The organism is Priestia sp. TRN 1309 (genome assembly GCF_050846875.1).
GTDB classification, from domain to species: Bacteria; Bacillota; Bacilli; order Bacillales; family Bacillaceae_H; genus Priestia; species Priestia zanthoxyli.
Map to the genome: position 1 here is coordinate 246,489 of NZ_JBOZGM010000004.1, position 17,581 is coordinate 264,069.

At 36.0% G+C, this 17,581-nt stretch carries 17 protein-coding genes; 4 read left to right on the top strand and 13 right to left on the bottom strand.

Annotated features, from left to right (window positions below; all coding sequences use genetic code 11):
* Positions 1-18 precede the first annotated feature (18 nt).
* The 4 genes from glaH to ACRPLQ_RS17470 all read right to left on the bottom strand — a co-directional run bounded on the left by glaH (position 19) and on the right by ACRPLQ_RS17470 (position 3,532).
* The gene (gene glaH / locus ACRPLQ_RS17455) at positions 19-954 is read right to left on the bottom strand and encodes a glutarate dioxygenase GlaH (protein ID WP_325076992.1); all 936 of its coding nucleotides are present in this window, start codon (positions 952-954) and stop codon (positions 19-21) included.
* Positions 955-1,179: 225 nt separating this feature from the next.
* The gene (locus tag ACRPLQ_RS17460) at positions 1,180-1,521 is read right to left on the bottom strand and encodes a DUF3870 domain-containing protein (RefSeq protein ID WP_098112817.1); all 342 of its coding nucleotides are present in this window, start codon (positions 1,519-1,521) and stop codon (positions 1,180-1,182) included.
* Between the two features lie 244 nt (positions 1,522-1,765).
* Positions 1,766-2,818 (bottom strand): aldose epimerase family protein, encoded by a 1,053-nt coding sequence (locus ACRPLQ_RS17465; protein ID WP_034264641.1) that lies wholly within the window; start codon positions 2,816-2,818, stop codon positions 1,766-1,768.
* A gap of 189 nt (positions 2,819-3,007) precedes the next feature.
* Positions 3,008-3,532, bottom strand: a complete 525-nt coding sequence (locus ACRPLQ_RS17470; protein WP_028413738.1) for a DinB family protein — start codon at positions 3,530-3,532, stop codon at positions 3,008-3,010.
* Between the two features lie 301 nt (positions 3,533-3,833).
* Between ACRPLQ_RS17470 and ACRPLQ_RS17475 the strand changes: the two genes are divergently transcribed.
* Positions 3,834-4,727, top strand: a complete 894-nt coding sequence (locus ACRPLQ_RS17475; protein WP_165635840.1) for a sigma-70 family RNA polymerase sigma factor — start codon at positions 3,834-3,836, stop codon at positions 4,725-4,727.
* A gap of 63 nt (positions 4,728-4,790) precedes the next feature.
* On the opposite strand, the gene fsa is transcribed toward ACRPLQ_RS17475, so the two are convergent.
* Both fsa and ACRPLQ_RS17485 read right to left on the bottom strand, forming a co-directional pair.
* The gene (gene fsa, locus ACRPLQ_RS17480; RefSeq protein WP_165635839.1) at positions 4,791-5,459 is read right to left on the bottom strand and encodes a fructose-6-phosphate aldolase; all 669 of its coding nucleotides are present in this window, start codon (positions 5,457-5,459) and stop codon (positions 4,791-4,793) included.
* Between the two features lie 60 nt (positions 5,460-5,519).
* Positions 5,520-6,029 carry a hypothetical protein gene (locus ACRPLQ_RS17485; RefSeq protein ID WP_025749002.1) on the bottom strand — a complete coding sequence of 170 codons (510 nt, stop codon included), beginning with the start codon at positions 6,027-6,029 and terminating at the stop codon, positions 5,520-5,522.
* A gap of 492 nt (positions 6,030-6,521) precedes the next feature.
* Between ACRPLQ_RS17485 and ACRPLQ_RS17490 the strand changes: the two genes are divergently transcribed.
* Positions 6,522-6,818, top strand: a complete 297-nt coding sequence (locus ACRPLQ_RS17490; RefSeq protein WP_028413740.1) for a hypothetical protein — start codon at positions 6,522-6,524, stop codon at positions 6,816-6,818.
* A 105-nt stretch (positions 6,819-6,923) separates the two neighbouring features.
* Here the strand turns inward: ACRPLQ_RS17490 and ACRPLQ_RS17495 are convergent, their stop codons facing one another.
* Entirely contained in the window at positions 6,924-8,375 is a 1,452-nt protein-coding gene (locus tag ACRPLQ_RS17495; RefSeq protein WP_165635838.1) for an NADP-dependent glyceraldehyde-3-phosphate dehydrogenase, read from the bottom strand.
* Positions 8,376-8,899: 524 nt separating this feature from the next.
* Between ACRPLQ_RS17495 and ACRPLQ_RS17500 the strand changes: the two genes are divergently transcribed.
* Both ACRPLQ_RS17500 and ACRPLQ_RS17505 read left to right on the top strand, forming a co-directional pair.
* Positions 8,900-9,040 (top strand): hypothetical protein, encoded by a 141-nt coding sequence (locus ACRPLQ_RS17500; protein ID WP_165573386.1) that lies wholly within the window; start codon positions 8,900-8,902, stop codon positions 9,038-9,040.
* Between the two features lie 491 nt (positions 9,041-9,531).
* Positions 9,532-9,687: an aspartyl-phosphate phosphatase Spo0E family protein gene (locus tag ACRPLQ_RS17505; protein WP_016763750.1), complete on the top strand. Its 156-nt coding sequence runs from the start codon at positions 9,532-9,534 to the stop codon at positions 9,685-9,687.
* A gap of 135 nt (positions 9,688-9,822) precedes the next feature.
* Here ACRPLQ_RS17505 and ACRPLQ_RS17510 read toward each other — a convergent pair whose 3' ends face one another.
* The 6 genes from ACRPLQ_RS17510 to ACRPLQ_RS17535 form a co-directional block, all read right to left on the bottom strand.
* Entirely contained in the window at positions 9,823-10,791 is a 969-nt protein-coding gene (locus ACRPLQ_RS17510; protein WP_325076989.1) for an extracellular catalytic domain type 1 short-chain-length polyhydroxyalkanoate depolymerase, read from the bottom strand.
* Positions 10,792-11,078: 287 nt separating this feature from the next.
* Positions 11,079-12,425: an MFS transporter gene (locus tag ACRPLQ_RS17515; protein ID WP_014460571.1), complete on the bottom strand. Its 1,347-nt coding sequence runs from the start codon at positions 12,423-12,425 to the stop codon at positions 11,079-11,081.
* A 576-nt stretch (positions 12,426-13,001) separates the two neighbouring features.
* On the bottom strand, positions 13,002-13,412 hold the full coding sequence (locus ACRPLQ_RS17520) for a GNAT family N-acetyltransferase (RefSeq protein WP_108674604.1): 411 nt from the start codon (positions 13,410-13,412) through the stop codon (positions 13,002-13,004).
* Positions 13,413-13,499: 87 nt separating this feature from the next.
* Positions 13,500-13,784: a DUF5316 family protein gene (locus tag ACRPLQ_RS17525; RefSeq protein ID WP_028413748.1), complete on the bottom strand. Its 285-nt coding sequence runs from the start codon at positions 13,782-13,784 to the stop codon at positions 13,500-13,502.
* Positions 13,785-13,958: 174 nt separating this feature from the next.
* Positions 13,959-14,441, bottom strand: coding sequence for a Cys-tRNA(Pro) deacylase (ybaK, locus tag ACRPLQ_RS17530; protein WP_432236192.1), 483 nt, complete (start codon positions 14,439-14,441; stop codon positions 13,959-13,961).
* 215 nt (positions 14,442-14,656) lie between these two features.
* The gene (locus ACRPLQ_RS17535; protein WP_432236193.1) at positions 14,657-17,407 is read right to left on the bottom strand and encodes a hypothetical protein; all 2,751 of its coding nucleotides are present in this window, start codon (positions 17,405-17,407) and stop codon (positions 14,657-14,659) included.
* Positions 17,408-17,581: the final 174 nt, after the last annotated feature.

Consider the following 17,581-nt stretch of genomic DNA (forward strand, 5'->3'; position numbering starts at 1 on the left):
CTCATATACGAATCTATTTTAGACTTTTGCAAAGTAGCCTCTTTGTCTTAACAGCTCACGATGTAGATTTGAATTTTTTTCAAATGGTGCTCTTCCATGGAGCCAAAAACGATTGTTAATCATCACTACATCCCCTACTGGAAGGGGCAAGGCAATGGTAGCCGAGCTGTTTTCCATTGAATCAGAAAGATCTTTTAAATACGCTGCTTGTTCTAACGTAGCCGGATAAGCAAATTGGTCAATGAAACAAATACAAGGTTCCCCATTCTGTTCATAGAATGTTTGGTTATAAACATTTTGGCTGACATTTTTACTTGAAGGCGCTCTGTATTCTATACGACAAGTGGCTAATGGGTGGTTTGCAAATTTCCCTAGGTCTTCCCAATCGTCTAAGTGAAGTAATCTTGATTCTCCACCCACTGCATTTTCTTCGGCAAATTTCATCATTAATAACCAGTCCGTTGGCTCATCGACAAATGTACCATCTGTATGCAATGTAAATAAACGATAAGCCTGCCTTAAATATGAATCACTGCTATCCGTATCTTTTACAGTAAATCTTGCGTAGTAGGTGTTAGACATGGCATCAAAATTAACTCCTCCTACTAAATGAGTAAGCGCTGTAGAAAATTTGACGTAATCTTGATCACTCGTAGTTTGATTCTGCATACCAATTGTAAAACCTCCTGATGTTCGATCATGTAAAATAGCGCGTACCTTCTCAACAAACGTTTTGCCCGCTACGTTTTGCAAGCGCTCAGCTAGTACTAATCTCATATAGGGTACATACTCTAACTGCTGTGTATTTACATCTTGATTCTCTTCTAAAAATGCACCTATTACTTCGTTATTCATTTCAATTGAATACAGGCGCTGGTGATGGCAGTGTTCTTTTACCTCAAATGTATCGTATTTTCCTATGAAAGACTTTGTTCCCTCTTGAGTCACATTCATGTTTTCTCCTCCTTTTTAATCAAAGCAATAAAAATAGCCAGTAATATCATCTCTGCGCATACATATGCATAGAGAAATAATATTACTGGCTACGGTCTACTGATGGCTTCTGGTATGAAGTCCGATAGACTTAACAGTTAATTTAAGATGCTAGTAGAATAATAAATTACTGACCACGAAAGGGTAACCTTTCTAGGAGTAATTTGATAGTTCTAGTTTACAAAGTTAATGCTTATTTGTCAATTTAATTTTTGAAAATTCTAATTTTTCATTTAAATTAATTTGATTGTACTGTTTGTAAGCATCTTTTACTGCAGCAACTAATGCAGATTGAGCCTTGCCATAATAATGTTCTTCAATTTCTTTTATAATAGCTTCTAGACCATCTAACAAACTGTGTCCTTTTAGTAATTGGTCCAAAAACTTTTGTGCATGCTCAGTGGCAAGCGTACAGGACGCATTTAAAATGACCCAATACTTTAAATCTGTTTCTAATGTAACTGTTAAAGTCTGATGGATATCACTGGCTGCCATCCCTTGCGGAAGCTTGGCGTGACCAGCTAGCATTACTGTTTTTTTCAAAATGAAACCTCCTTGTTATCCTGTTTAAGCCTGAAATATGTAAGCTGGAACAATTTAATTAATCTATATAAGGATTCTCCATTAGCTTGAAAAGCCCTTTGTCCCTAAGTCTTTTTATTTTTACCATTCGTTTATCGAAGACCTTGGCATCGGCTTTGGATATTCATCATTTTTATAACTTCTTAACGTCAATAAAAAAGTGCTCTTCTCAATGAGAGCACTTTTTTATTTAGATAGTGTTATTAGTAAATAAATATTTAGTAGATGCTTCATATTTCTCACCGGGCTTTAATACACAAGAAGGAAAATGCTTATGATGAATAGCGTCTGGTAAACCTTGTGTTTCCAAGCAAACACCGAGGTATTTCTCTGAGTGAACCCCTCTAATTTCAAATTCTTCGTCTAGATGATTTCCCGTATAGAGAACAACTGAAGGCTGATCCGTTTTGACTTCTATTTTGCGACCGCTTGCTGGATCAAATAATGACATCTGGTTTTCAGTTTCTGCTTCTAAAAGAAATGGATGATCGTATCCTTTACCAACTAATACATTTTGCGGATGTGTAGATTCCACTCCTTCCTTGAGGCTATGTCCTTCTCTAAAATCAAATGGGGTATCTGTGACACTTATCGTTTCTCCAGTAGGTAAAAGATCATCATTCAGCTCTAAGAATTCGTTACTTTTCAGCTTTAAAACATGATCTAAGACCGTTTCCTTTAGATTTCCGCTTAAATTGAAATACGTATGGTTTGTTAAATTAATAAGAGTGTCTTGATCTGTTGTTCCTTCGTAAGAGATATGAAACTCATTTTTATTAGTCAACGTATACGTAACTTTCACTTCAAGATTGCCAGGGTACCCTTCTTCTCCGTCTTTACTTACATATGTAAATTCAACACCTACGTGATCACTTGCCTCGATTGTTTTTGCATGCCATATTTTGTGGCTAAACCCTTCTGAACCGCCATGCAAATGGTTATTTCCTTCATTTTTCTCTAGACGATAGGTTTCATCATTAAGCTGAAACTCCGCTCCCCCTATACGTCCTGCTACGCGTCCGACCACAGCTCCGAAATAAGGAGAATACTTTTGGTATTCTTCTATTGAATCAAATCCCAAGACAACACTTTCAATCTTCCCTTCAGAATCTGGCATTTCAATATTTGATATCACACATCCATAGTCAAGGCAGGTAATTTTAAGCCCTTCATCATTTAATAAGGTATAAGCATGTACAGCTTGATTGTTTAGTTCGCCAAATTTCTCAAAATTCACTTTCATTTTTAATCAGTCCAATCCTCTTTTTATTCGTAAATTGCTTAACGGACCCTACATGTTATACACATGGGATATGTTCTTATAGTTCCCTCTGCAATCCTTCCTGAATCTTCATTATTCTCATTTTATTGTAATCGTGTACATTTCCTAATTCAAGCTTGAATGATAAAGGCTGGCTACTGTTTGTCATTGCTATTTCTTTAGTATTCCTAAGTATTCTTCCCAAGGTCCTACATCTTCTCTGTATCGTTCTGCCATTACTCGAACAATTTGGGCAATATGCGTTAAATCGTGAGCAACCCAAGTCGAGAGCAACTCTCTGACTTTTACTTCCCCAAACTCCGGGTGTTCTCCTCTCACTTCAAGATGCTTTTCAGGCTTAATTAACAGCTTTAGTTGTTGTAAATTCTGCATTCTTATCATGTTGAATTCAAGAAGCTTTTCTTCAATAGAACTAGTAGATTCCTTGTGTAAATGAGCATAGCGATCAAATGGAGGGAAAGCTCCTCCTTTTCCTTCTTGAAGGATGAATTTTAGCCTTGGTATCCAATTGTTTTTTTCTGCTTCTATTAAATGTTCTATTACTTCCGAGGTACTCCAAGTTCCTTCTCCTTCATTACATTGCAGCCACCCTGCAGATAGACCCGACAAAAGTTTTTCAAGCGTCTTAGGCGTACGCTCAAGTATTTCGGTCGCTTCTTTTAAATTAAAATTCATACTCATTCCCCTTTCTCAACGCAATGATGCTGAGCTGTCAGTTATGTAAAAATTCTTGCGATTCTAGTCAATTTTACCACAATTGACTTTTATTAAAGGAAGGAGCTAATCTTCTCCTTCCTTTAATGCTTACTAAATTAAAAACAGAACACGCGTTTGGTTTTTCTGTAGAAATATGATAAAATATATACAGGCTAGAACGCAGTGAGTATCAGTCTGAATGGGTACTGCTCATTCGTAAAATAGATTGCTAGCAACTTTTTCATCTTGAGCTTTTCGTTTGAATTGGAGTGAGACAACAGTGAGTAAAAATCAAAAGCGATGGACAAAAGAAGAAGATAAATTTCTTATCCAACACTATGGCGTTATGACGCTTCAAAAGATGGGTGAGCATTTACATAGAAGCAAGGAATCGGTTAATAAACGGCTTACTCGATTAAATCTTCGAGCTTCAGATACAGCTTTACGTAAAAAGTGGACGCCGAAACAAGATGCTTTTTTACAGCAGAACATTGATATCATGAACAACCGTGAAATGGCAGACTCCTTAGACAGAAGTCCTTCTTCTATTGCTACGCGCATAAAAGTTTTGGGTGTAACTCGAAAAACTGCGATGCGAAGATGGACCGTACAAGAAGACGAATATTTGCTAAGGTATTACGGAATAAAACCCCTTTCGCGCATATCAGCGAAATTGCAGCGAAGTGTGCAGGCACTAGAATCGAGGTTAAGTCGTTTAGAGGTGTATGGAGCTAAATCGCACGTAGGACATATCACAGCGTGTGAGCTAGCAGCCTGCCTCGAAGTAGATGTTCATACAATTTACAAGTGGATTCATAAAGAGAATCTACCGTATAAAATGATCATCGCCAAGACAAGAACATTCATGGGAATTGACATTCAATCTTTTTGGAAGTGGGCTGAACAAAATAAATCGTGCCTTAACTTTTTTAAAATACCTAAAAATACACTTATTCCAGAACCAGCGTGGGTGAATGAACAAAGAAGGCTAGACTATGTAAAGCGCCCTAAATACGAGCATAAAAAGTGGACAGCAGAAGAAGATGCTAGATTGTGGCGTATGTTTTATCAGGAAAAGCGCAATCAGCGAGAAATTGGACAGCTGCTCGGGCGTTCAAGAAATAGCGTGCAGCGACGCTTAGAGCGTTTACGTAAAAAGAAACTAGCTAGTTAAACGATAAAAAGCTTGGAATAAGCTATGCTTATCCCAAGCTTTTTTTATTGATATGACTTTTGGTTAAGCTTTAACTGCTTTTTCCCAATCTGCTGCAAATCTTTCCATTCCTTGGTCAGTTAACGGGTGTTTTGCTAATTGCTCAATAACAGCGTATGGAATTGTGGCAATATGAGCCCCTGCAAGTGCTACGCGCGTTACATGATCCGGGTGTCTTACAGATGCGGCGATAATTTGAGAGTCGATGTTTTGAACGCGGAATAACTCAGCAATTTTAGATACCAGCTGTACTCCGTCTTCTGAAATATCATCAAGACGTCCTAAAAATGGAGAAACATACGTCGCTCCAGCACGAGCTGCTAAAAGCGCTTGGTTTACTGTAAAGATTAGGGTTACATTTGTTTTTACGCCTTTTTTTGCAAGGTAGCGCGTCGCTTCCAAGCCAGCTAATGTCATAGGCAGCTTAATCGTAATGTTTTTATCTCCATCGTTAATTTTAATCAGTTCTTCAGCTTGAGCGATCATGTCTTCAGCAGAAAGTGCGTCAGGCGTTACCTCAGCGGAAACGGATTCAACCTCCGGTACCATTTGAAGAATTTCTTCGATGCGGTCTTCAAATCTTACGCCTTCTTTTGCTACTAAAGATGGATTGGTTGTTACACCTGCTAGAACACCAACTTTATATGCTTTCTTAATATCCTCAAGGTTTGCTGTATCAATAAAAAATTTCATCTCACTATTCCTCCTTATTGTTGTACATCAATCTGCATCTCAACTTGCGTGAACTATCGCCTAGCCAATTTGCTGCAGGGCATATAGATTTTCTATAGAAGCGTTTTCAATCTCTTTTGCAGTTAATACCTTTAATTTTTCTAAAAATTGTATGGCGTCCACTCGGTCTTCAATGTCTTCTTCTGTACGAATATTCTCCGTTTTAATCTGATGGATACATTCGTTGATGACTTCTTTATACGCATTCGTTTGGATAAACCATTCTGCTAATAGCGTTTTTGTTGCTTCTCTTTCTTCTTCACTTTTAACTGCAAACAAACTCTCTGTTTCCGTTTCACTCAGCATAAGGCTGCTAAAATCGTGATTCATACAAAGCCAAAAATAACCTTTTTGGCTATCGTAATACTTTCCTTCTCTTAAAAGAAAATACTTAATTCCAAATTTAATTTTATGAGATTGATTCTCTGAACTTGGCATATGAATTTCTTTTATTTCTACGCTTTCTGATACATCCAGATATGTTTCTAAACCGTACTTTGTATTCACTACTTTCGCATCCAATATGTCCATTCTCATTCTCCTTTTCTCAAGTTCTATTTATTTTTATAAAAAAACAGAGGTCTGATTTTATGTAATAACGAATCCAGTTTTTGTGGATGTTTTTCTTAACCAACCGACACGTTTTACTGTTTACGCTTTCATTATATATCAGATTATTCGAAAAATCATCAAAAACAATCAAATTCATTCAAAAAAAGTCATAAAATCGTAAAAAGTAGTCATAAAAGGTCATCATCTATTAAAAATAGATGAACTTTTATGTTGATTGTGTGCTTCAATGTGTCTTAAGGCAACTATCTCTTCAAAAAAACCGACCTTTATTACATACCCTCTATGCAAAAATATAGCCACTCATTTCACCGTTTTTTCACTTTAACATGATATCCTGTAGTATACTTTTGTTTCACGTGCTAATTCCCATATTTTTTTACTTTTTAAGGTTATTCGTTTTTATTAGTGGGAAAGTTACATAAATACAACACGTTATAGGGGGACTTTAACATGGATAAAAGAATTGAAACATTAAAAGAAAAGCTGCCTGATAATCATAAAGAGGTTGCTGTTCTTACCTCTCATATTTTTGATGCGCTTGATAAATTAACAACTGAACATCGCAGATATGTTGATATTTCGGCAGCAGCCAAAATAAAGCCGAATCCGGATGAAGAGAAAGCTTTTTTTGATACCATCTATGAAGTAAAAACACTCATTATGTCAGAGCTCGAAAAAACCGTTGAAGATATCGAGCACAAAGGTGATAAAAACTGGCATAAGAACTATAAAGACGGAATCGAGTGATAGGTAAATAAGACGTTTAAACGCCTGTGCTTTTTGGAGCACAGGCTTTTTTCCATGAGATTCTCTACATTCTACTGGGGCGATTGGATAGCTCATGGAATTCAATCATTGAAGGTTTAATACCGTTACTTTTTCACGAGTCATGGATTCAATGCTTTTACGAATACCTTGAGCGCCCATACCGGATCCTTTTACGCCGATAAAAGGAAAATGATCAGGGCCGCGTTCTGTGCGGCCGTTGATTTGAACGGAACCGACTTCCATTTTATTTGCAATTGAGAAGGCTTTATTAATATCTTTTGTAAAAACGCTTGCTTGTAAGCCAAATTCTGATTCGTTTGCGATGTCAATGGCTTCTTGGTCAGAAGCGACGCGGATAATTGGTAACACAGGACCAAATGGTTCTTCCCATGCTACGCGCATAGTATCATTCACGTTATCTAAAAGAGTAGGATAGATAAGGTTGCCTTCACGCTTGTTCCCAGTCACAACTTCTGCACCTTTTCCGAGCGCGTCTGCAATTAAAATTTGAATAAAGTCCGCTGCCTTACTATCAATTAATGGAACGATTGTACATCCATCTTCAGGAGAACCAACTGATAGTTTATGTACTTCTTCTTTTAGGATGTCGACCAGCTCGTTTGCCACTTTTTCATGTACAAGTACACGTTTAATAGCTGTACAGCGCTGACCCGAATAAGAAAATGCTCCGCTTATAATATGTTTTGCTGCCTCCTGTAAATCTGCATCTTCACATACAATACCCGGGTCTTTTCCTCCAAGTTCTAGTACAAGAGGAATCATGCCTGCCTTTTTAGCTAACTGAGTACCCGTATTTGTTCCTCCGGTAAACGAAATCATGTTAATGCCTTTATGTTCAACCAAGTAATCACCAATTACAGATCCCCGGCCCGTTACGACGTTTACAAGTCCTTGTGGAATCCCTGCTTGATCAAGAGCTTCAATCATCTTAATACCGCTGATCGCTCCTTGCGTTGCGGGTTTGAAGATAACTGCATTTCCTGAAATAAGAGCAGGCGCAAGCTTAGCAGCAGACAAATTTACTGGATAGTTAAAAGGAGGAATCGCAAGTACCACGCCTAAAGGCACGCGTTCAACAATCGCAACCTTTGACTTAGAACCTCCAGGAAAGCTATCTCCTTTCATGCTTTCTCCGTTCATATGAAGAGCTTCTTCAACTGTATAGCGAATGAAATCTGCCGTGCGTACGACTTCATTCCTTGCATCTTTTAAGCTTTTTCCAACTTCTCTCATAATAATTTCGGCAATTTCACTCTGCATTTTTACCAGCTCATCTGCCCACTTATATAAATATTTGGCACGGTCTTGCAGAGAAGTTTCTGCCCACCCTTGCTGAGCTTTCTGTGCGGCATGTACCGCTTCATCGACTTCTTCTTTTGTGATAGCCTGCACTTTTCCAATCACATCATGACGGTATGGAGAAACAATATCGATCGTCTGCCCTGATTTGCTTTCTTTCCACTCACCGTTAAGATAAAAAGAATAAGTTGATACATTTAAAACCGTTGTTGTCATAAAAAGTCCCCCTTAATAAAAGTGAAATTTATTATCAAAATTTTCAGTCTTTTTTACGAATGAAAACTATGTGAATATTTGAGCAAAAAGAATTCTACTTGTATTCATTTCTATAACTTTTATATTCCGTGTAACTCCTTAATCTTATATTGCTTACTTGTTGCCTTTAAAGCAACAGCTTTTTTCTTTTTAACTTGAAACAAACCCTTGTATAATTTAATGAATATTTCGTATTTTTAATATATATAAATTTCTTTCATTCGTACAATATAAATAAGTTATCTTAATGATTAATAATTTTAATGATTCATGCCCCGAATACGAAGAAATTTTTATGGTTTCCTACTTTTTTAAGTGAAATGTCTGTTTTAAGCTCCCTTGATTGTATTTACTTTGGATGGATATTCAGGCGATGCATACACTCTTTTTATTCTATGTGTTGAGAAAATAAAATAAGGGTATAAAATAAATATAGGAAAATGAAGATGAAAGTAGAATATATATTCTAAAGGGAGGGATTTATTGTGATTGTTACTTTAGGTTTTGTGGCATCAATTATTGCGTTGTTTATGCTTTTTACTAACCGGACGTCCAATATCCCGGAAGAAATAATCCATGAAACAACAAATGCCAATAAAGAAGAGCAGTATATGTATTATATATAAAGCGTCTTAACAGACGCTTTTTTGTTGCGCTTTTTACAAGGTCTATAGCGGTTAGAAACGGCCCTCACCTATCATTTATCTTTATTTGTCAGTGCCTGATAGCCATAAATAGTTAAACAGAAACCAATAAATGAAAAAAAGATATGTTTTGGTTTAAAGTTGACTAACTTAAATAAGTCCAATCCTATGTTAACATGCCTAAATGTAATCTGATTATGTCTATATCCAAAAAACAGGGTAAGCTCTGTTACTCCGTCAGTTATTTACAACCGGTGGAACAATCATAATTAAGACAGAGCGCAGCTTCCAGCAAAACGTTTAAGAGTCAATTCTTTTTAAATGAAAATATCTGAATTCAAAATACGACAGACTTCGACACTATCTATTTGTTACTATATTTTTTAGGTTCTATTTTTAGATTTGAACCGTTTTTACATAAAAAATTCAATAATTTAAACCTTTAAAATGACGTGGCAAGTGGAGGAAACTTAATGTGTTTCAAATGTAGACTACTGCTGATAAAGATAGAATTTATACGAAAAATGATGATGATGATTGCCCTAGAAGAAGGGTTTACAAGTAGTAATACGATTAAAATCAGTCAGGATCTAGATGTATTGTTAAATCGGTTTGAAGCTACTTGTTAAGAAATGCTGGTTGATAACAGAAAAAGGATCTTTCGATAAGATCCTTTTTTACTGTTGACCGACAATTATTTGTTTCAAAAAAATGAAGGCTGATGTTATTTAGTAGTACATTTTGATCGCTCGTTCATATTTTATTTAATCATTCTGTGCTTCAAAAAAATCCCACATTATTTTTGAAGCATTAGGACCTTTTGAATCAGTATCTGATCCATTGTCATTTCCACCTGACCATGCATGCCCCATATCCTCTACCATAATTTTTTTCATCCAGATTTTATTTTCTGCATCTACGTAGTCATAAGTTATGTAACTATAATGATTTTCGTTTTCCCTTGAAGTGTAAGAAGCAGCATTTTCATGTAGGTCGATACCGAAATACTTATATGTATAAATCCACTGCTGAATTAATGTAGACGCATTAATTGGATTAACTGTTGTATCTGATTGGCCATGAACTGTAATGATGGGAACAGGCCGTGCGTAAGGTCCCATTTTCTTATAAGCTTCATCACCGTCAAATTCAGGATTTAGAGATCCATATAGCATAACTTCTCCGGCTGTTATGAGGTCTACAGCATACGCATTACTGCCTGCTGAATGAATGCCTACCGCTTTAAATATATCAGGATAAGCAATAGCCATCACATTCGCCATAAAGCCTCCAGCTGACATGCCAGCAAGGTATATACTAGTAGAATCAATCGCATATTTAGTGATTATGTGATCAATCATATCTTTTATTATGTCTGGCTCTCCATTACCGCGAAACTGGTTATACTCATAAAACCAATTCCAGCACCCGTTGGAATTAGCAAAGTAATTCATTTGGGGATAGAGAACAATAAAACCTTTTTCTTCCGCTAGCTTATTCATTTCCGTACCCGCAGCAAAATCATCTGCGTCTTGTTGACATCCATGAAGCATAACGATTAATGGTACTTTACTTAACCCAGTATATGTACTTGGAACATATACCTTGTAGGTAAAGTAATCATCATAATTATACTCTTTCCAAATAGGGCGAAAGAACGCACTCTGTAATTCTATTAAAAAAGTTGAAGCGCTTAAAACTGGATTCATAAAAAAGGAACATAAAGTATTCACGGAGTTTACCCTCTCTCTATTTCTGATGTATATACTCTCTATTTCGTTATATCACAAAATAATCCTTTTATTATGGCGCTGATCTTTTTTATATGCCTTTAATTATTTTCCTCTTTATGCTTTAATCGTACAAATTCATAATGCAAAACTATAGAAAAAAGAATTCTATAGCAAGAACCGTCACTTAGTGCGTTTAATACAAGTATACGCGCGGAATACTAGAAAAGGACGGGCTATAAAAGCCCGTCCTTTTTTATGTTATCAAACGATTATTTATTTAACCAAAATTAAAAACTGATATTATTTGGCGGTACATTGTCTCCTTTGTCATCTGTCTTGAGCTCGGACTCTATGTATGAATCTTTAGAGGATTCTCCCATACGCCAATAAACAAGAAAGCTGATGGCAATACACCCTGCTACATAGAAGAAGAAAATTGATTCATGGCCAATACTTTTTAGCCATAGTGCGATAAATTCTGCTGTCCCTCCAAATATGGCAACTGTAAGTCCGTACGGTAATCCTACACCAAGAGCTCGAATCTCCGTTGGGAAAAGCTCAGCTTTTACAATTGCGTTAATAGATGTATAACCGGTTACAATGATAAGTCCAACTGTCATTAATAGAAAGGCCATGACTGGGTTATGTGCTTGTTTCATAAAAAGAAACAGCGGTACAGTCAATAATGTTCCTAAAATACCAAAGCTCATTAACAGAGGTCTGCGTCCAATTTTATCAGATAGCATCCCTGCTATTGGCTGAATAACAACAAATACAAGTAGCGCACAGAAATTAATCCAGCTTACGACTCCTTTATCCAGACCTACACTGTTTACCATAAATTTTTGCAAATATGTTGTATACGTATAAAAAGCGACCGTTCCTCCTAAAGTTAAGCCAATAACGGTTAATACTGCTTTAGGATGCTTCATAAGTGCTTTAATAGTCCCTGCGTTTTCACGGCTTTCAGAGTCCATTTTAGAAAATTGTTCTGACTCATCCATTGTACGGCGCAGCCATAAAACGCTTAGCGCTCCGATAGCTCCAATGACAAAAGGAATACGCCAGCCCCATGAAATCATATCTGCTTCACTGAGAACGTTTTGCAGAATAATTTGAACACCTAATGCTACCAGCTGACCAGCAACAAGCGTTACATACTGAAAGCTTGAATAAAATCCTCTTCGCCCGCTGCTTGCCATTTCAGAAAGATAAGTTGCAGACGTTCCGTATTCTCCCCCTAAGGAGATTCCTTGAAGCAAACGTGCGAGTACTAGAATAATAGGAGATAATAATCCTATCGTACTGTAGCTGGGGGTACAAGCGATAATCAAAGAACCGCTCGCCATAATCGTAATAGATAAGGTAAGCGCAGCACGGCGACCATATCGGTCCGCGTAGCGTCCCATTAATAAACTACCGATTGGACGCATTAAGAAACCGACGGCAAAGATTGCCGCTGTGTTAAGCAGCTGACTTGTTGGATCGCCTTCTGGGAAAAATTGCGATGAAAAATAGACGGCAAAAGCAGAGTAAACGTACCAATCGTACCATTCAATTAAATTCCCAACAGATCCTTTAAAAATATTACTTGTAACACGCCTGTTGTTTGCAGCTTCACTGGTATGAGCCATGAGTGATCCCTCTTTTCTTTGAGTGTTTAATGTTGGTTCTCCTGTAACATGAAGTAGTAAGTAATTTACCAGCAAATCTTTTTTAACAGCTAGATTGTATTGCTTTCTATAAAACCTGTTCAACCAATTATTTATATAATGAGAGCGCTTAAAAAAGGTTGAATAATTCATTTTGATATCACCTATAGATACAAAATAAGCGGGTTTAAAAGCGGCTGCTGTCTATTACATATGTAGTGTTAATCCTCCCTTCTATTTATATATTGTACTATTGATTTATTAGAAAATATAATATTTTCTAATTATTTATACAAAAATTTTACAAAGTTTGGTTTTCTAATTTATATGTGAAACAGAAAAAAACCACGTTCTTTAAGTAAGAACATGGTTAAGAAAATACTCTTTTCAACTTGAGAGTGTAAGCTGCTTACATTTACATAATATGTAGAATAAACATAACTTGTACTAAGCTCTAACCTAAATTTAAGATAATTATCGAATTTTAATCTTATCCTCTAATATATATACAGCCATAGATGTTCTATAATTTTGTTACATTGGCAACCTTAATTTGGCTCATTTGATTTTAAATTCACACAAAAAGCGTTCCACTCCGAGATATTTTTCACCTAAACTTGTTATTTGGAAGCCAAAATTAGAATAAAAGTTTACTGCCTCTTTATCTGTCTCAGCAAAAATAGAATGTATATCATAGTTCTTACAAAGAAAGCTAATCATGCTGCTTCCTATTCCTTTCCCTCTCTCTTTTGGTAAAACAGCTATATGTTTTACAACAGCTTCCTTGGCGTTAAGAAATTCAACTCCTATACAGCTAACTGTTTCTCCATTTACTTCAATACTATATAATTTCCGACTTGGCAAACAAGTGTATTTTTTATACTCTCCATCAACCTTCTCTTCTAAAGTTGCATAAGATAACAGCTTTTTTATTGTCGGGTTCACCATAGTTGAAGTGATTTCTTTCATCCTAGCACCTCTTTTCGCTATTATCTTATGAATAATTAGTTTGTTTTTTAGGACCTTGCGGGTTGCTCTTACATGTCGAAGAATAAACTATACAAAGTAATGAATGAGAAGAAATACCCCGAGAACTGGAGCGGCAGCTAACATAAGGTTTATAGAATTTGTTATTCTCCACTTCTTGTCTGCTTTTGATTCTGTGGAAAGGTTAGCTCTCATTCGATCACCGCTTACAGCTGCTCCAGATATGATAAGAGCTAGCCCCACTAATATAATGAAAGCGGTGAAAAGTACTGTTTCTGAATTTACGTTAGCTATTGTACATGCTACTAAAAGTATAAAAGATAAAATGAACCCACCAATAATTGATTTAATCATTTTTGTCCTCCTCCTCCTATCCTTTTTATAAAGTTTCCATATATTAACTATATAATATCATTTTTTCTATATTTTTACTTTTGTTTTTGTTATCCGAACAAGTAAAAGTAATTAAAGCAATTAAAAAAGCGAAACGCTTATGTCTAAGTGCGTTTCGCTCAAGGGAACTACATTTTAACTATCTTTTGTGATGTCTGCCGGACGTATACGAATTACTTTTGATAAGTCACTTAGTGGTAGCTGTATCTGATGACCTACACGCCCGCCTGAAAAGTAAATCGTTTCACAGTCTTCTGCCGTAGAGTCAATGAAGGTTGTGAACTGCTTTTTCATCCCGATAGGAGAACACCCTCCGTGAACATATCCTGTCAGAGGCAACAGCTCTTTTCGAGGAATCATTTCTAAGGACTTTTCACCAGCCGCTTTTGCCGCTTTCTTTAAATCAAGCTCCTTTTCAACCGGTACCATGAAGACATAATGTTCTTTTGATTTCCCTACGGTCACCAGTGTCTTAAAGACTTTAGCAAGGTCCTCTCCGAGCGAAGTAGCTACCTGTACCCCACTCAGCTTTTTAGTGTCATAAGAATAGTAGCTGTACTCAATTTTTTTCTGATCTAAAATTCGCATGACATTCGTCTTATCTGCTTTTTTACCCATAATTATCACCGATACTATCATAACACGTTTTGTTTTTATATCTCCATATATTAGGATAGGTAGGTTAGTAAGGATTAGTCATATCTTTTATTGTGGTACAATCATTGGCGATAAGGCAATAAGCTTTTTTATAGCCTTAACCCCACTGTGTCATAGAAATGTTTTTTCTAAAAGAAAAGGTAAGAATGAATAATTCCTCCTTACCTTTTGCACCACTAGTTCTCGCCTGAAATTTCTTCGTTCTCATCTATCATTTCTTGCGTAGCATCTTTAACTTCGCCTGTTTTTGAATCCACGTAGTAATTTCCGTAGAATTTATTATACCCATTTGGATTATCTGGATCATCTGTTACATATTTATATACACGCACAAAATATATACCGCCGCCTATATCACCATCACAAACCACTGACAAATCTGTGTCAGCCGACAGATTTAAAAATTCTTTTACACGTTGTTCCGCTTCTTCAGGTGTTAAAGTTTGTTCACTCTCAGTAGGAGTATCTTCTCCTTCAGGCTCTTCTGTGTCGCTAGGAGATTGTTCTTCAGCATCTGATGTGTTATCATCGGTACCTTCTTCTTTCCACCAGTCTGTCTCAGGAATATCTCCTTTTTTGTACTTTCCATCATAAAATACCCCTACCCCGCCAGCTCTTGAACAGTCTGTAATGGTTTCAACCTGAATATAACTTTGATGGTTGGTCATTTTTATCATACAACCGCTATCCATTTCATCTGTTGTTTGGGTAGCTACGTTGCCGTTTACTTTTGCAGTTCCCTTTACATCTCCGACGTTTATATATCCTCCACGAGCAGCTTCTGCATTATCAGTGTGAATTGCATTAAGTGCAAATTTAAACGTATCCCCTTTTACTTGTGTAATTGTAATACCGGCACGATCTGTATTAATATCTCTAGTCCAGTCTCCAGCCCATTTATTTTGATTATCAGACTCTTGTATCTCTTTTTCGTCCTTCTCTTCCTTTTCTTTTTGTTTCTGGATATCGTCAAAGTTTATTATTAAAATAGGTACAGATAACTTATCTCCTTTGCGATTTCCTTTTGTAACTGTTAAATTCATTGTTGTGTTTTTTGCTGCTGGCTGTTCCTTAGCTGAGACAGCTACACTTGTTTTATTTTTACTTGCACTCGCCACGCCACTTTGATTAAAGGCTACTTTTAACCCATTTGTGTTAAAGGCTCTCTTCTTTGTTTCAAAACTCTTGGCGTCAAAATATTCCTCATTTACTTTTACATTTTGACTTTCCCCTGTTTTCATTTGAAGTTTAGTTGGATTTACTTTTACTGAAAGGGTTTTTTCGCATTCACCAAACTCAAAATTCTTTTTTAAAAATGTAGCTTCTTGAATCTTCCAATCTATTAACCTCTTAAGTTTCTTTCCAAATCCATCTATCCCCATTACTATGTTTCCGTTACCTACTAACTTTGCTTCAGCACTTCCGCATAAGAAATTTAAATCCTGCTTGGAGATCATACCGGATACTACTTTTCCATCTGCTTCTGCTTTTACAGATGTGTCTACACCAGCTCCAACAATTTTAAAAGCGGTCAGCGCAAATGACATTTTAGGTCCTACAGCAAAACCTGCCGTTCCTACACCTGTGAACTCTGATTCTAATTTACCTTTATTAGAATTAATTTTACTAATCTTTTTATTTTTATAGATCACACCTTTTTTAGCTTCCTGTTTAAATGTAACCTCGTACCTTACTTGACCTTTGTAGTCTATCTGACCCTGTAAGACTATATCTCCTTTGATAAAGAGACCTGGGGTTGGTAAAGGAATAGCAAAAGTACCTAATTTCTTTTCAAAGCTTCCTTTTCCCTTGTTAGAACTTTGAATTTCTTGCACTAGTTCTTTAGTAGAAACACCCTTGGTACCCTTACTACTACTAAGTACAAGTAAATGAGCATCTGTTTTTGCCGTACTGACAAATTCAACTTTTTTAATACCTGTCAGCTTAGCGTCAATATCTACATCCACTTTAGGTGTATATAAGTTTAGTTCTCCAGATAACTTCGCGTTAGATTTACCTATTTTTAAATCATCGATTTCAAGTTCAATACCACTTTTTTCAACATCCATATTGAATATTTTATTTTTATATTCATATTTTTTTTCAGGCGAATTACTTGCAGCGATTTGAGTTTGAGGTTCTATGCTTGTGATAGCTTGGGATTTAACTCCAGAAGCGGGTTTGAAGTTACGTTCTGTTAAGCTATATGTTTTATTAATATCCAGGGTCTCAAATAAATCGAAGAAGTTCGGATCTTCTACGTCTAATGTATAAGTATTAGTCCCACTCTCACTATTTGTTACTTTTACAGCTTGCCCCTCGGGACTATTAGCAGTCTTTAAGACTAAAATGTCTCCCACTTTTATTTTCTCATCGACATCTTTTGAAACTTCTACTCTTGTATTTGAAGCGCTAATGACATATTTTTTATCAATAATTTTTAATTTAGGATTTAACTTTATTTCTTCTTTTTCTTCTCGATCAGTAGCAAAGTTTACTTGATGCGGGTTTTTAACCTTTTCTCCCGTCGTATAGGCAATTCCCTTTTTAAAATGAATTTCATAATAACTGCCGACATTATAACCGCCTCTTGGAGGATTAATAACAATTGTTCGTGCATCTCCACTAAGTTTAATCCTAGAGTCAACTTTTTTTCCATTTTGATCGGAGACATAAATATTACTAGACGTAATCGTACTAGAATCTAGCGGCTTGTAAAAACCAAATTGCCATACCTTATCCGTAGAAGTGTTTAGTTCAGTGTCTACATCATTTTTTAGCTTTATCCCCTTTACCTCTCTCTCTTGTATGTTATTTGTTGGTTTTGATGTTGTTTGTACATCTTTTTTACTAAGTACCTTATAGCCTGCAAAACCTCCTAGGCCTATAATAAGTAGAATGAGAATTGAAAACAATACTTTTTTCATCAAAAAACCCCTTTTTATGTATATTTAATAAACTATTTTACCATTAAAATACAGGTTTATTTTTACTATTTTATATTTATAACCATTTTTTTCGTATTTTTTTGTATATATGGAGTTTTTAACAGATTGATGCATTCAGCAACCATATAAATTTATAACTGGTAATAAAGAAGA